The following is a 14,494-nucleotide window of genomic DNA, read 5'->3' as shown; positions in this document are numbered from 1 at the left end:
AGCAATGGAACTGAATATAAAGCACGATAAAAAATACCAGCAGTTTACCGCCAGTATGGGGGAAGAAGACGCTGAACTGGCCTATGCCACACCCTCTGAAGAAGTGATTGATTTTACGCATACGTTCGTGCCAGAGTCGGCACGGGGCAAAGGAGTGGCAAATAAACTGATAGAAGAAGGCCTGTGCTATGCAGAGGAAAACGGGAAGAAAGTGATCGCTACCTGCCCGGTGGTGAAGAAGTTTATTCACAAGAATCCGGACTATCAAAAGCTGCTGAAACAATAGCCTGCACGCACAAACGAGGAGAAGGTATAGCCTGCCAGCACAACGGTAGGTTATACCTTTTTCTGTGTCAGGACTTGTAGCGTGCAATGTAGGCAATGGCGGAGAGAACCAGCGGGTGCTTGGCCTGCATCTGTTCAATAAGCTGCTCCATGACCAGGTAGTCGCTTACAGCCGTGCTGATCTCGTCGCACAACAGCAGATACTTATACCTGATAACGCTAATGTAGCACTTGTCATCGTTGTGAAGCAGAAAGTTGCAGATGTTCAGGTATAACTCCTGAGCAGCCTTGTCGCTTAGCTCAATGTTTAACGTGTCTTTTATTGCTTTTCTGGCGCTTTTCTTTTGCATAATAATAGGAGGTTCATGCAAACAGGCATGCCTGATGTATAGGGCGGCCGTACAGCCGGTTGAAGCAGGAGCAAGGTGACCGGAAAGGAAATACCGGTAGAGGCGCTTGCCTGTGATGATGGGCTAAGCGAACGGGAGTATTCTGTTGAGTAAGGTGCAGAGAAAATTAAATAGCTGCGCTGGCCGGAAGCCAGTGCAGCTAACTTGCTATTGTTTCACGAGCTGTATCTCACAGTGCAGGCGTATCTCATCGCTCACGACTACGCTGCCGGCCTCCGTTACCGCGTCCCACATCAGACCGAATTCTTTACGGTTGATCTTGCCTTCCACACTGAAACCAGCTTTTGTTTGTCCATAAGGGTCCACCACGGTGCCATGATACTCTACATTAAGTGTAATAGGCCGTGTGGTGCCACGTATGGTAAGTTCTCCGTTCAGCTTTTCAAAGCCTGGCTTTAACTCTTCATAGTCCTTACCCTCAAATCTGATCTGCCCGTGGCTCTCGGCGTCAAAAAAGTCAGCTGACTTCAGGTGCGTGTCACGCTGCTCGTTATTGGTGCTGATGGAGTCAACGTCGGCAGTGAACACAATGCTCCTGGTGTTGTGAAAATCTTCTCCTTCTGTCTCCACTTCTACATTGAATTTTTCAAAATAGCCGGTCACGGTGGTAATCATGAGGTGTCGTACTTTGAATTGTACCTCACTATGTGCCGGGTCTACGATCCATTTAGTTGTTGCCATAGGTATAAGTGGTTTTAATTTGTTTAACTATACATGGTTGCCAGTGCCTTTAGCATACTGCATCACTGGTAATAGGGTTATAATCTGGCAGTTATTTGCTCAGGGATTGGGAGGCATGTTGGGTTCTGCGCCTGCTCTGAAAGTGGCTATGGCCCTGTTCTGATAGAAGAGGGTGAGGATTTCACCGGCTATGCGATATGAGTCCGCTTTTTCGAGCATAGCCATCATGAGGTTCTCCTGCTCAATAATGGGGCACATCGCCCTTGTGGTTCCGAGATTGGTGAGCTTTAGAGAACCATTATCAATGCTATACCTGCCCATCAACCGGTTGCAGCCTGTGTACCCCTTTAGCTCATTTTCGCCGGCTTCGAAGCGGATGTAAGCGGTGCGGGTTTCAGGATTATCCTGAAACTGCTGATCCTGCAAAGAGAGTAGAATCCAGTAAGAGCTTTGCAGTTCTGTGTCTCCTTCAACGCCGTACTGCCTGTTTTTCTCGCTAAGGTTACAGCCGTTCAGGCACAGGAGTAGCAGCAAGAGCCAACCAGTGCGTACCATATTTTTCATAGTGTCTTTAGTTAAGGGCATGAGTTTATCGGGAGCCTTGTTCAGATATGGAATTGCATACGCATAAGATTAGAATAAGGTAGCATGGCACCCTAAAGCAGGAAGTCCACCAGGGAGGTGGACTTCGCTTTTAGGTTTTACTTCTGATAGCCTCGTACACCCGGACCATAATTGGTGATGGGCGTACTGGCCGAGTAGTCAGGTCCAGAAGGGTAACCATAGCCCCTCGGACTGCGGCTCGGGGATTCGTCGTCGTGGCTTGAACCGCTTCGTCTGGCCATGCGATTTGCCTCGTGGTGATCGTTGCGCCAGCCGCGGTTCTCGTTGCGGTGCTCGTAATTTGCGCCGTAGTGGCGGCCATAGTCGTTGTCGCTGCTGCTGCGGCTGTGCTCACCACGGTCGTAATAGCGGTCGTCCAGGCTTTCAGGATCTTCTACGCTTCGGCGTCCGTCCTGGCGGCCATGCGCATAATTATAGCGCTCGTCCTGTCCGTACTGGTCGAATCGGCGTCCGTGGCCGGTATGGCGGTAGCTGTTCTCCTGGCGGTCATAGCGGCGGTTGGCATGGTCTACATCACTCTCTCTTCGCCAGCCGGTGCCGCGGGTTTTCTCGTAGCCGCCCTGCCGTTGGTAGTTCATGTATGGGTTCGGGTCGCCGTAACGATAGTGGTCGCCCTGTGAGCTGCCGCTGGAGCCGTAGTTATAATTGTCTCTGTCGCGGTTGCTGTGCTGGCTGCTGCCACTGCCGCCCCATTCATTCTGGTGCATTTGCCCCTGCGTATGGCGGTCATCCTGATCGCGGCTGCTGCGCCAGCTGCTGGCGCCGTAGCCACCCACCGGGCCATTTGTGCCGTAGCTTGTGCTTCCCTGGCTGCTTACGTTGCGGTACTCGTGGTGCTGGTCCGGCATACCGTAGTAGTTGCCGCGGCTTTCGTAGCGCGACTGATAATTAGATAAATTGTTTGATTGGTTATACCTATCGCCGGATCGTCGCCCCTGCTCACGGTAGCTTCTGCCAAAATCTTCGTTATGTCTCATAGTATTATGTTTTTAGGATTCAAGTTCAACTATGCTTTTTAAACGAGCATCAAGCCGCAGTGTTTAGTTAGAGCGCCATTTGCATAGGTGCAAACGGTGAAACAGCTCAGGTATAGTAAGGTATGGGCGGCGGATAATAAGCCTGCTATACCTGCGTGTCGGCTGCAGCAGAAGTGATTTCGAACGGAGTGTGTTCAATGCGTGCTTTACCGGGTGTCTGCACGAGCAGGCGCAGCGGCAGTGCCTGTGCGGGGTTTTGGGTAGGGAACCAGGGCCTTTGCTCCTGCACCACGATGAACATACCCTCCGGTCCTCCCACAGCTTCAAACAGCGCATTGGCCGATTTCCAGCGGGGCAGTTGCAGCTTCTCTCGCAGCTCCTGCGCAAAGGATGTCACATCACGCACAGGCAAACCTACTTCTGCCACACCCAAGAGCTGCTCAGGCCCAAAGGGTGCCAGGCTGGCTGGGGCCGTGCGGTGCGAGATAAACTCCAGCAGGTTCAGCTCCGGATCATAAAAATAAAGTGCCTGGGCTTGCCAACTCTCGTGGTGTACGACAGGCGAAGTGGCACCGGGTGCATACAGAAATGCCACACGATCCTGCAGCCATTCGCCTGCTTCCACAATCCGGTTGCCTGGTAAACTAAAAGCAAGGTGGTAGCCACCTGCTGGCCGCTCCCGGTCCGTGCGGAAAGTAAGGGTGCTATACCCCACCTGCACACTGAAAGCATGCTGTTCTTCCGACAGCAGTGGTAGCCCCAGTATCTTAGTATAAAAAGCCTTTAGCTCTCCGGGCTGGCTTGTATGCAGTTCAACAGAAATTATTTTCATCAGATTGTCTCACGAGGGGGTGCTTATTTAGAAGATATACGTGGATAAAGAACGAAGGACATTTAGAGGGGAGATACCTATTTAAACGAATTTATACCAACTCTTCATTATTGGTTTCGTTAAATACTATCTGTAAATCTACCAAAAATCAGCAGGTCATGAAAGAAAACGAAAGCATGAAAGGCAATGGACATGATAAGTCGAAGTACTCCAAAGCCGAAAAATCCCGTAACGCCAGCAAAGGCACGACCCTCACCACCCGCCAGGGGCACCCTGTCACTGATAACCAGAACATTAGAACAGTAGGTAACCGTGGTCCGGCAACCATGGAGAACTACCACTTCATAGAAAAGATATCACATTTTGATCGTGAGCGCGTGCCGGAGCGTGTCGTGCATGCCCGTGGCGCCGGAGCACACGGTGTGTTCCAATCGTATGGTACGGTGGGTAATGATCCTATTGAAAAATTCACCCGCGCCAAGGTGTTCAAAAAAGGAAAAGAAACGCCCGTGTTTGTGCGCTTCTCTACCGTAGGTCACGGTACGCACTCACCCGAGACGTTGCGTGACCCACGTGGTTTTGCCGTGAAGTTTTATACCGAAGACGGTAACTGGGACCTGGTAGGCAATAACCTCAAGATCTTCTTCATCCGCGATGCCATGAAGTTTCCGGATCTGATCCACTCCCAAAAGCCGGATCCGGTAACGAACATACAGAGCGCCGAGCGAATCTTTGACTTCTTCTCCGGCACGCCGGAAGCAACTCATATGGTTACCTTCCTGTATTCGCCCTGGGGTATACCTGCCAACTACCGGCAGATGCAGGGTTCAGGCGTGAACACCTACAAGTGGGTGAACGAAGACGGTGAGGCGGTGCTGGTGAAATACCACTGGGAGCCTATGAAGCAAGGCATCCGCAACCTGACCCAGAAAGAGGCACAGGAAATACAGGGCAAGAACTTCAACCACGCCACGCAGGACCTGTACGAGGCCATCGAGCGCGGGGACTTTCCGGAGTGGGAACTGAATGTGCAGATCATGAGCGACGACGATCACCCGGAGCTGGACTTCGATCCGCTGGACGATACCAAGCTGTGGCCGAAGGAGCAGTTCCCTTGGCACCCGGTGGGAAAGATGACACTTAACCGCAACCCTGTGGATTACTTCAACGAGGTGGAGCTTTCCGCCTTCGGCACGGGTGTGCTGGTGGACGGGCTGGACTTCTCAGACGATAAAATGCTGCAGGGCCGTACCTTTTCTTACTCCGATACGCAGCGTTACCGTGTGGGAGCCAACTACCTGCAGTTACCGATCAATGCACCGAAGACCCACGTGGCCACAAACCAGCGCGGTGGACAGATGGCATTTGACACAGACTTTGCAGAAGGTCAGAACATCCACGTGAACTACGAGCCGTCTATACTGGGCGGCCTGCAGCAGGCTGAAAAGCCGAAGGAATATTCGCCGCGCTACGAAGCGAACCTGGTGCGTCAGCCAATCGACCGTCCGAACCCGTTTGGGCAGGCTGGTGAGACCTACCGCAATTTCGAGGACTGGGAGCGTGACGAACTGATTAATAACCTCGGCAACGATCTTGCCAAATGCGATACCCGTATTCAGGACAAAATGCTGGAGTACTTCACGCAGGCCGACGAAGACTATGGCCGCAGAGTGAGAGAAAGCATAGACCGTGCTACGAAGGAGATGAAGAAGATGATGATGGAGCACGAGAAGATCGAAGGCATGGATGGCCCGCTGGGCAACGTGACAGGCGAAGAAGGTGTGGAGGACGCGCAAAGCAAGTCACACGAAGCCAAGCCGTATTAATTGACGAATTGTTTAGGTATAGAGAGGCCGCTCCCAAGAAGGGGCGGCCTTTTTTTGTTCATTCCCACATCTCCCGAATTTTAGCTAATTTTGCAGTATTGTGAGAAAGCATAAGAAGAAGACTAATTTCGAAATACTCGAGAACATTCGAATCGAGGAGATGGTAGCGGAGGGCAAGTGCCTGGCGCGCCACGAGAATATGGTAGTGTTTGTGGGCGGTGTGGCTCCCGGCGACGTGGTGGACCTGCGCATCACCCGCAAGAAGAAGAGCTTTATGGAGGCTGAAGCCATCAACTTCCACAGCTACTCCGATGTGCGTGTGCAGCCATTCTGTGAGCACTTCGGTACCTGCGGCGGCTGCAAGTGGCAGCACATCGGCTACGATACACAGCTGTACTACAAGCAGAAGCAAGTGCAGGATAACCTGGAGCGCATCGGCAAGGTGGCTCTTCCGCCTTTCGACCCGATCCTGGGCTCTGCCAAAGACAAGTTCTACCGCAATAAGCTGGAGTTCACCTTCTCCAACTACGGCTGGCTGACCAACGAGCAGATCAAGTCGGGGGAGGAGCATGAGCGCCGGGCATTGGGCTTCCACATGCCGGGCCGCTTCGATAAGATTCTTGATATCCAGAACTGCTACCTGCAACCTGAGCCTTCCAATAGCATCCGGCTGGCCGTTCGCGATTACGCTCGCGCCAACAACCTGGTGTTTTTTGACAAGCTCCGTATGAATGGCTGGTTGCGTAACCTGATCATCCGCACGGCCAACACCGGCGAACTGATGGTGATTGTGCAGGTATATCACGAGGACGAGGAGGCTTTAACTGGTTTACTGGAGCATCTGGCTACTACATTCCCGGAGATCACCTCACTGCAATTCGTGGTGAATGGCAAAGGCAACGAGACCTTCCACGACCTGGAAGTAGTTTGCTACAAAGGCCTGCCTTACATTCACGAAGAGATGGAAGGTATACGCTTCAGAGTGGGGCCGAAATCGTTTTACCAGACGAACGGTGATCAGGCATATGAGCTGTATAAACTTACCCGCGAGTTTGCCGGTCTGACCGGGCACGAACTGGTGTACGACCTCTATACTGGTGCCGGTACCATTGCCAACTTTGTAGCTCGTCAGTGTCGTGAGGTGATTGGTATAGAATATGTGCCGAGCGCCATCGAAGACGCGAAGATCAACTCACAGATCAACGACATTACCAACACGAGCTTCTATGCCGGTGATATGAAGGACATCCTTTCGGATGAACTGATTGAGCGCCACGGTAGACCGGATGTGGTGATTACGGATCCACCGCGAGCCGGTATGGACGAGAAGGTGGTGGCGAAGCTCCTGCAGGTGCATGCCAATCGCATTGTATATGTGAGTTGCAACCCAGCCACGCAGGCACGTGACCTGGAGTTGCTTTCTGAGAAATATGATGTGACACGTGTACAGCCGGTGGATATGTTTCCACAGACGCACCACGTTGAAAATATTGTTCTGTTAACAGCTAAATAAAAGCGAATGCAAAACGATCCTGAATTAAACGGTAAATACCTTGGCACTATCTCAAAAGACTTTGTGGTGGTGGCTGAGACCCTGCGTGAGGCATCGTATCAGGTGCGCAAACGCGATATTTCCAAATACCCGATTTTTGTTTTTGCCCGAACGGAGGTGCCCATCGGTTCACTCTTTTTGGCCAAAGAGGAGCTGGCATTGGAGTGGCATATCTATGCATCGTACCTGGAGGACTTCATCAAGCACCGCCTGGTAGATGCGGAGAAAATAGAGGACTTCGTGGCAGCCTACAAAGACCCGGATGAGTTCTGCTGCCTCTTTGTGGTGGACGGCGAGAACTTCACCAATTTCGTATTTATACCTTTTCCGGAGGATTAAACTTGCACAGCAAGTTTCGTATCACGATACACGTATCACGTTGCACGATTTCCCAGATATGTAATTCAACAAGAAAGGAAAGCTGTAGAGCTTTCCTTTCTTGTTAGGTATAAAGTCGTGCTACGTGTGTCGTGATACGTTTAAAAGCTAAAAATGCTGCCAGCCCTGTGCCTGGAGCGGGAAAGACTGCCCGTGTTTATTGGCCAGGTTAATGCCCTCGTTCTTGTCGGTGATCTTGCCAATGATGCTGATGTCCGGGTGGTTCTTCACTTTGTCGTAGTCCGACAGCGGCACCGTGAACAGCAGTTCGTAGTCCTCGCCACCATTGAGGATGCAGGTGATCGGATCGAGTTTGAACTCCATAGCCGCTTCCAGCGTCTGCTCGTCTACAGGCAGGTTGTCTTTATAAATGGTAGCACCCACACCTGACTGGGCGCAGATATGGAATAGCTCTGAAGCCAGTCCGTCTGACACATCAATCATGGCGGTTGGCTTGATGTCGCGCTCCTTCATATCGTGGATTACATCCATACGTGCTTCTGGGCGAAGCTGACGGCCAACAATGTATTGCTTTTCCTCCAGTTGCGGTTGCATCTCCGGGTCTGCCATGAAAGCTTGCTTCTCACGTTCCAGAATCTGAAGTCCGAGATACGCCGCGCCCAAATCGCCGGTCACGCAGATCAGGTCGTTTTCTTTAGCACCACTGCGTAGCACCGCATTGCCTTTGGCCACCTCACCGATCGCCGTGATGCTGATCACCAGACCGGTACGGGAAGAGGTGGTGTCACCGCCCACAAGGTCCACACCGTAGTTCTCGCAGGCAAGGCGCATACCTTCGTATAGCTCCTCCACGGCCTCTACCGTATACTTGGCACCCAGTGCGATGTTCACCGTGATCTGGGTCGGCTTGGCATACATGGCCGCGATATCCGATACATTTACGGCCACCGCTTTGTAGCCCAGGTGCTTCAACGGACAGAAGGTGAGGTCAAAGTGCACACCCTCCAGCAGCATATCGCTGGTTACCACAATCTGTTTTTCACCCGGCTCCAGAATAGCTGCATCGTCGCCGATTCCTTTGATGGTGGATGGCTGCGTAAGCTCAATCTTTTCATTCAGGCGCTTGATCAGGCCAAACTCACCTAATTCACTTAGTGGGGTATAGTTACTCATCTTGTTTCTGCTTTATACCTGCAAAGGTACGCAATTTATAAGGTATAGGAGTAATCCACCCATTACGGAATTCCTGCACAATATTTACCTTAGAAATAGTAGTTTTGTACCTGATTCCTGCAGAGAGCGGGAAGCTATCCGAATATTTGTTTGCTTGGCAAAGCGGATAAGATATAAGCTGATTTGACAAAGATGAAAAATAAAGTAGTGCTCGTAACGGGCGGTACATCAGGTATAGGCAAGGCGCTGGTGTTTGCTTTTGGCAAGGCGGGAGCGAAGGTGGCCTATTCAGGTCGTAACCAACAGAACCTTGACCAAACCGCTCAGGAACTGACGGCGGCAGGTATAGATAATCTGGCCATTCATGCGGATGTGAGTGTGGAAGCCGACTGCGAGCGTATGGTAGCTGAGACGGTGGCTAAGTATGGTAAGTTGGACATCCTCATCAACAATGCCGGTATCTCAATGCGGGCGCTCTTCGAAGACCTGGACCTGGACGTGCTGCGCAAGGTAATGGACATCAATTTCTGGGGGACCGTGTATAGCACCAAGTTTGCGTTGCCTTATATACAAGTGGCAAAAGGATCTATCATCGGTATTTCGTCTATAGCGGGCTACCGCGGCCTGCCAGCCCGTACCGGCTACTCAGCTTCTAAGTTTGCCATGCACGGATTCCTGGAAACGCTCCGTACTGAACTACTGCATTCCGGCGTGCATGTACTGATTGCCTGCCCGGGTTTCACGGCCTCCAACATCCGCAACACGGCTCTGGCTGCTGATGGACAACAGCAAGGCGAGACCCCACGTGACGAGCAGAAAATGATGAGTGCCGAAGAAGTGGCCGACCGCATCCTTCAGGCGACTATCAAACGCAAACGCGACCTCGTGATGACAACCCAGGGCAAGATGGCAGTGTGGGTAAACAAGCTTTTCCCAAGCCTGGCCGATAAGCTGGTGTACAATGTGATGGCGAAGGAGAAAGATTCGCCGTTGAAGAAGTGATTTAGATCGTATCACGTATTATGTATCAAGTAGCACGATGCCTTCAGTGTGTACTTGACAAAAACTCTTCTGTCCGGCCATTTTCCCGGAAAAATTCGTGCTACTTGATACGTGTGTCGTGATACGAGAACCTAAGGCAGCTCCAGCAGATTGTGCTTGCGCACGTAAGCCTTTTCGCCTTTCCAGCGGATCTCGTACCAGATGTCCTGCTCCCCTGTAATAGGTACCTTGTGACCCTGCGAAACAGTAGCCAGCCAGGTAGCACCGGCTGAGGGGGCTGACATGATCGCCACCTGATCGTTGCGGATGATGCCTTCGTCACCCAGGTCGAGAAAATTAATGTAGTAGAGGATGAAGAGCAGGTATAGCACAAAGCCTACTTTAAAAGTCTGGCTGAAACGGTGCCCTTTTCGCCAGCTCACAAACATAACCGTCACGGTCACCACAGCCACGAGCAGCATCAGCTCCAGAATGCGCATGTAGTGTTTGCTGAACTGGGTTTTGAAGAACTGCAGGTCATTGTACTCGTAGCCGCTCAGGCGGTGCGTCTGTCCGAGCTCCTCCATCTTTTTGAGAACCGATCGACTGGGCTGTTTCTTGTAGAAGAGGTGCAGGTAGTACATGGCCCCGGTATAGTCACGCACACTCTCCTTAATGTAGGCCATTTTGAGGAGCATCTGCGGCGTGTATACCTGCTGGTGCTGCAGCAACGAATCGTAGAGTGTGAAGGCCTCGGTGTATTGCAGGCTGTTAAAGAGAGAATCGGCTTGAGAAAGGGCTCTATTATCTGTCTGACTATAAACTGGTTCGGTGTTTAGCGCCAAAAAAAGGAGCAAAAAACCAGAGATTTTGAACCAAAGATTTTGCATTTAAACAGATAGATATTACTTTTGCAACGCAATTAAGGGAATCGCCCTTGAGAATGCAAGTTAGTAAAAAGATTCTGTAGCTCAGCTGGTAGAGCAATACACTTTTAATGTATGGGTCCTGGGTTCGAATCCCAGCGGGATCACAAATAGCACCTCCTTTCTCTAAGTAAGGAGGTGCTTTATTTCACTAACTTATTACCGATTCTGTAGCTCAGCTGGTAGAGCAATACACTTTTAATGTATGGGTCCTGGGTTCGAATCCCAGCGGGATCACTTCAAGAAAGCCTCAAACCTATGTTTGGGGCTTTTTTGTTTCCCTTATTGCCAAATCCAAACCCTTTGGGCAGTTTCGAGTTTAAATGCCATAGCTTACCTAAAGTCTATCAATGGAAAACTTTGTCAAGATTCAGGTGCCGGTAACTATTTCTTACCCTGCTTTGGAAAGCGTACTCCAAAAGCAGCTGGTAGGCGAATACATACCGAAGCCCTCCGAGGATACAGATGCAAACCCCTACGCTCAGATTCTGGATGTCGGACTGGCAGGAAGCAGCGCAGGCGCCGGCGACATCATCCTCAAAGTCAGGATCCGGGTTTTAAGGACCATACTCAAGCGTGACAATGTAGACCTTTATGTGCAGGCAACGCCCGGCTACGACAATGCTACGCAGCAGGTGTACATCCGCAGGTTCAACATGCAGGCCCAAACCTCCAGCCGATTTTATAATTCCTCGCTCGAAGTGCTGGTCAATAAAGTGGCCTATAACCAGATCATCCAGAAGGCAAGAGTAAACTTGTCTGAAATCATCTCAGGCGAACTGACCAAGGCAAACGGGATGCTGGAGACAGGTATGGAGCTGAAGGGGCTGAAGCTCACAGGTGCTGTAGAAGAGGTGCGTGTGCAGGACATCACGCCAAAATCAAACCGATTGTTCCTGAACCTGGAGCTGCAGGCGAAAGTGGAAGTGGATGTATTTGACCTAAGTGAACTGTTGCCCGCCTGACCTGAGCCAAACTGCCAGGAATGATACTAATACAGGTATAGCAGCTATATTTTTTTCTTCGTGATAGAAATTTTCCTTACTCTGTTAAATCGTTGATGCTTAGGAAGATTAAACCAAAATTGAGTCGGACCGTTTTATACAGATACCTTTGGGAGCACGAATAATATGGGTGGGTTTTGGCAATTAAGGAAAAAGCCCTACTTTTGCACTCCCAACACGGGGAAACACGAGTACTGATTCTGTAGCTCAGCTGGTAGAGCAATACACTTTTAATGTATGGGTCCTGGGTTCGAATCCCAGCGGGATCACTGAAAAGAAAGAGGCTGTTTACGCAAGTAAGCAGCCTCTTTTGCTTTTTGTCCTCTTCTTCATTTTGATCTCAAGGTTAGTTGCGTTCAGCATACCTTCCGCACAGGTATAGCTCATCACCAACGCAGTAACATCAACTTACCCCCAACAAACAAAAATCCCCTGGCTACTCTGCGGTAGTCAGGGGATTTCAGGTATAGGGTATAAGCGTTTTACTCAGTTTTATAAAGCGTCTCAAACAGCTTGTACTTAAACTGCTTGTACTCCTGCAGCACTGCGACCATGGCAAACAAGGTCAGGGCAATCACGACAGGGTATACCATGTACAGCATCGGGTGCAGGAGCGGCAAAAACAGCAGACCTAACAGCAGCATGGACAAGAAACTGTACAGGTATGAGGTCTTGGCACTGAAGCTCAGGATACCGCCTTTTACCATTTTAGGGCTGGTGAACGATGCTATTATCCCAATTGGAGTCAGGACCATTACGGCAGCAGCGTACATCAGCAGAATAAAAGTTGCCTGCTCGTGGTTAAAGAAAGCCACATACAGTACCACGAGGGCCGCATCTATCAGAATAGGCATGCGAAGTGGCAACAGGCTGGCCTTCAGGAATTCCTTGTAGTTTCCTGTAGCACGCTCTGTCGTCAGCCAAAGGTTTTTGTAAAAGCCCCACACGTTGTTGAACACATAAGTATAGATCACGAGTGGACCGACAAAGAACCAGAGTGTTGCGTTCTTGTCAAGCATATGGATGCCTTTGGCCGTATACACCGTCGCGTCTATGCCGAGCATGAGCACTTTAAAACCCAGACCAAACATGAGCAGTTGCTTTGCCATCTTGTGGTTCTTGAACAGACGCCAGCCCAGGCTGCGCCGGGCATTGTGGCTGTAGTTCACGGTGCGGCGTTTTGGTTCGAAGGCCGCCTGCTCCAACAGGTAATTCGCTATCAGAAATGAAGTCAGCGACGCCAGGTGTACCACCAGCATCATCACCGAATTTACAGGCTCAAACATGGGTGCACGCGCTTCCAAAGCTATAAACGCACCTGCCATGATCACGGCGCCCCAGAATGCACTGCTGCGCCAGTTGATGCGACGCTCAATAAACACCTGCAGCGAACGCCTTGTAATATGCGCCGTCAGAAACACCAGGAAACTCTGGACCAGGTGCAGCACGGTATAGTCAGACGACATCATGAAGAGCAACAGCAGGAAGTTGAGCAGCACGAAGTAGAACGGCGATACCAACTCCACTACCAGCTCAGTCCAGAAGCGCTTGAGCGGTTTAACGGGGTAAATGCGGTTAATGAAATCGGCTTTCGGGATGTAAGCCGGGAAAAAGCCACGCAGTATCGTGAAGGCCAGCAACAACAGGTTGGTGTAGCCCAGCATTTGGCTGACATCCATATTCAGTCCGCCTTCACGGGCCTGCTGGAGCAGGTACGTAAACAGCCAGGCATAAAAAGCCGACAGCACAATGCCAAGCGCCAGCAGGAGTACCCGCTGCATCTTCTTGTGCCGGAAATAGCTATTCAGTCTTGCCTTGCAGGAATATAAAATCAGATCCATGTAATTGAGTTTAGGAGTTGGAGAGTTGGGGAATTTAGGAGAGCTCTACAATCTCAAACTCCTAAACTTTAAAACCCTCAAACTAATTCAACATCCAGTCGATGTCGGCGTCGGTTGTGGTGTGGTGTGGCTGGAGGAGTTGGAACAGGGCCTGGTCGATCAGGGCTTCGCCGTTCATAGTGAACTCCTGTACTGAGCCATTGTACATCAGCTGCCCGTCGTTCAGCACCCCGATGTGCGTGGCTACACGCTCCACATAGTTCAGGTCGTGTGATGAGATAAGCACCACGCGGTTTGGGGTGCTGTAGTTGCGGATCAGCTTCACAAGCAGCTGAGCTGCGATTGGGTCGAGACCTGTGAATGGCTCGTCCAGAATGAGCACGCGTGGCTTGTGCAAGATGGCGGCCACAATGCCGACCTTCTTCTTCATTCCGGTAGAGTAGCCTGCAATGTTCTTGTGCAGCGACTCCCGCTCCGAGAAAAAGTAATTGGTCAGGCTGTTGATGCGCTGCTGTGCCTCCTCTTCGGGCAATTTGTAAAGCTTCGCCACAAAGTTGAGATACTCCAGACCAGTGAATTCTTCGATCAGGGGGTTGTCTTCGCACAAAGCGCCAAGGTCCTGCTTCACTTCCAGCGCATTGCTCAGGTAGTCCTTTCCATAAAGCGATATTGTGCCATCGTCAGGTTTGATGAGATCGAGAATACTGTTGAGGAAAGTACTTTTGCCGACGCCGTTTTTGCCAAGCAGGCAATAGCACTGGCCTTGTTCTACTGTCAGGTCAAGCGATTGCAACACATATTTGTTGCCATACGCTTTCGATAGTCCTTTTATCTCGATGCTCATATTTTTCCCCTGGCTAAATATAGTAATATAACTATTCTTTATAGAAGTATAAATTTAGTGATACCCCCGAAATAGTCCAAACATTATGCGCGAAACTTAAGCTAAATGCCATCGGCATCCCTGAAATCTTATGCGCTTCTGTGCTAAAGCAACATTGGTAGCTGTGCATAAGGTTTCGGTGCTTCTCAAATGTTTTGCG

15 protein-coding genes and 3 tRNA genes are annotated in these 14,494 nt (G+C 50.7%); 9 read left to right on the top strand and 9 right to left on the bottom strand.

The annotated features are described in order from the left end of the window. Positions 1 to 4 precede the first annotated feature (4 nt). Positions 5 to 286 (top strand): GNAT family N-acetyltransferase, encoded by a 282-nt coding sequence (locus tag AC5FXQ_RS00665; RefSeq protein ID WP_493600578.1) that lies wholly within the window; start codon positions 5 to 7, stop codon positions 284 to 286. 67 nt (positions 287 to 353) lie between these two features. Here the strand turns inward: AC5FXQ_RS00665 and AC5FXQ_RS00660 are convergent, their stop codons facing one another. The 5 genes from AC5FXQ_RS00660 to AC5FXQ_RS00640 form a co-directional block, all read right to left on the bottom strand. Beyond that, positions 354 to 635, bottom strand: coding sequence for a hypothetical protein (locus AC5FXQ_RS00660; protein WP_493600577.1), 282 nt, complete (start codon positions 633 to 635; stop codon positions 354 to 356). Between the two features lie 207 nt (positions 636 to 842). Beyond that, complete coding sequence (locus tag AC5FXQ_RS00655; protein ID WP_493600576.1) at positions 843 to 1,376, bottom strand: YceI family protein; 534 nt, start codon at positions 1,374 to 1,376, stop codon at positions 843 to 845. A 99-nt stretch (positions 1,377 to 1,475) separates the two neighbouring features. Continuing rightward, positions 1,476 to 1,940 carry an META domain-containing protein gene (locus tag AC5FXQ_RS00650; protein WP_493600575.1) on the bottom strand — a complete coding sequence of 155 codons (465 nt, stop codon included), beginning with the start codon at positions 1,938 to 1,940 and terminating at the stop codon, positions 1,476 to 1,478. Between the two features lie 137 nt (positions 1,941 to 2,077). After that, positions 2,078 to 2,977, bottom strand: coding sequence for a hypothetical protein (locus AC5FXQ_RS00645; protein ID WP_493600574.1), 900 nt, complete (start codon positions 2,975 to 2,977; stop codon positions 2,078 to 2,080). 145 nt (positions 2,978 to 3,122) lie between these two features. Beyond that, positions 3,123 to 3,809, bottom strand: a complete 687-nt coding sequence (locus AC5FXQ_RS00640; RefSeq protein ID WP_493600573.1) for a VOC family protein — start codon at positions 3,807 to 3,809, stop codon at positions 3,123 to 3,125. Between the two features lie 158 nt (positions 3,810 to 3,967). On the opposite strand from AC5FXQ_RS00640, the gene AC5FXQ_RS00635 reads away from it, so the two are divergent. The 3 genes from AC5FXQ_RS00635 (at position 3,968) to AC5FXQ_RS00625 (ending at position 7,526) form a co-directional block, all read left to right on the top strand. Next, complete coding sequence (locus tag AC5FXQ_RS00635) at positions 3,968 to 5,635, top strand: catalase (protein ID WP_493600572.1); 1,668 nt, start codon at positions 3,968 to 3,970, stop codon at positions 5,633 to 5,635. A gap of 100 nt (positions 5,636 to 5,735) precedes the next feature. Continuing rightward, positions 5,736 to 7,148 carry a 23S rRNA (uracil(1939)-C(5))-methyltransferase RlmD gene (gene rlmD / locus AC5FXQ_RS00630; RefSeq protein ID WP_493600571.1) on the top strand — a complete coding sequence of 471 codons (1,413 nt, stop codon included), beginning with the start codon at positions 5,736 to 5,738 and terminating at the stop codon, positions 7,146 to 7,148. Positions 7,149 to 7,154: 6 nt separating this feature from the next. Next, complete coding sequence (locus AC5FXQ_RS00625) at positions 7,155 to 7,526, top strand: hypothetical protein (protein ID WP_493600570.1); 372 nt, start codon at positions 7,155 to 7,157, stop codon at positions 7,524 to 7,526. Positions 7,527 to 7,673: 147 nt separating this feature from the next. Here AC5FXQ_RS00625 and thiL read toward each other — a convergent pair whose 3' ends face one another. Then, positions 7,674 to 8,699: a thiamine-phosphate kinase gene (gene thiL / locus AC5FXQ_RS00620; protein WP_493600569.1), complete on the bottom strand. Its 1,026-nt coding sequence runs from the start codon at positions 8,697 to 8,699 to the stop codon at positions 7,674 to 7,676. 192 nt (positions 8,700 to 8,891) lie between these two features. Here thiL and AC5FXQ_RS00615 point away from each other — a divergent pair, with 192 nt between their 5' ends. Beyond that, positions 8,892 to 9,701: an SDR family oxidoreductase gene (locus tag AC5FXQ_RS00615; protein ID WP_493600568.1), complete on the top strand. Its 810-nt coding sequence runs from the start codon at positions 8,892 to 8,894 to the stop codon at positions 9,699 to 9,701. Between the two features lie 131 nt (positions 9,702 to 9,832). Here the strand turns inward: AC5FXQ_RS00615 and AC5FXQ_RS00610 are convergent, their stop codons facing one another. Further along, a complete protein-coding gene (locus AC5FXQ_RS00610; RefSeq protein ID WP_493600567.1) occupies positions 9,833 to 10,525 on the bottom strand; it encodes an SH3 domain-containing protein in 693 nt (230 codons plus the stop codon). A 115-nt stretch (positions 10,526 to 10,640) separates the two neighbouring features. Here AC5FXQ_RS00610 and AC5FXQ_RS00605 point away from each other — a divergent pair. The 4 genes from AC5FXQ_RS00605 (at position 10,641) to AC5FXQ_RS00590 (ending at position 11,879) form a co-directional block, all read left to right on the top strand. Further along, positions 10,641 to 10,713: transfer RNA gene (locus tag AC5FXQ_RS00605), tRNA-Lys, on the top strand. A gap of 57 nt (positions 10,714 to 10,770) precedes the next feature. Next, positions 10,771 to 10,843 (top strand) — tRNA-Lys (locus tag AC5FXQ_RS00600). Positions 10,844 to 10,956: 113 nt separating this feature from the next. Beyond that, positions 10,957 to 11,571 carry a DUF4403 family protein gene (locus tag AC5FXQ_RS00595; RefSeq protein WP_493600566.1) on the top strand — a complete coding sequence of 205 codons (615 nt, stop codon included), beginning with the start codon at positions 10,957 to 10,959 and terminating at the stop codon, positions 11,569 to 11,571. A gap of 235 nt (positions 11,572 to 11,806) precedes the next feature. Continuing rightward, positions 11,807 to 11,879 (top strand) — tRNA-Lys (locus tag AC5FXQ_RS00590). A 213-nt stretch (positions 11,880 to 12,092) separates the two neighbouring features. Here the strand turns inward: AC5FXQ_RS00590 and AC5FXQ_RS00585 are convergent. After that, positions 12,093 to 13,451, bottom strand: a complete 1,359-nt coding sequence (locus tag AC5FXQ_RS00585) for a hypothetical protein (protein ID WP_493600565.1) — start codon at positions 13,449 to 13,451, stop codon at positions 12,093 to 12,095. Positions 13,452 to 13,533: 82 nt separating this feature from the next. Next, positions 13,534 to 14,295: an ABC transporter ATP-binding protein gene (locus AC5FXQ_RS00580; RefSeq protein ID WP_493600564.1), complete on the bottom strand. Its 762-nt coding sequence runs from the start codon at positions 14,293 to 14,295 to the stop codon at positions 13,534 to 13,536. Between the last annotated feature and the right edge of the window lie 199 nt (positions 14,296 to 14,494).

The sequence above is a fragment of the Pontibacter sp. LHS1 genome, from assembly GCF_058932855.1.
Note: the sequence above shows the minus strand (reverse complement) of the source record. Positions and strands in the feature narration are given on the sequence as shown.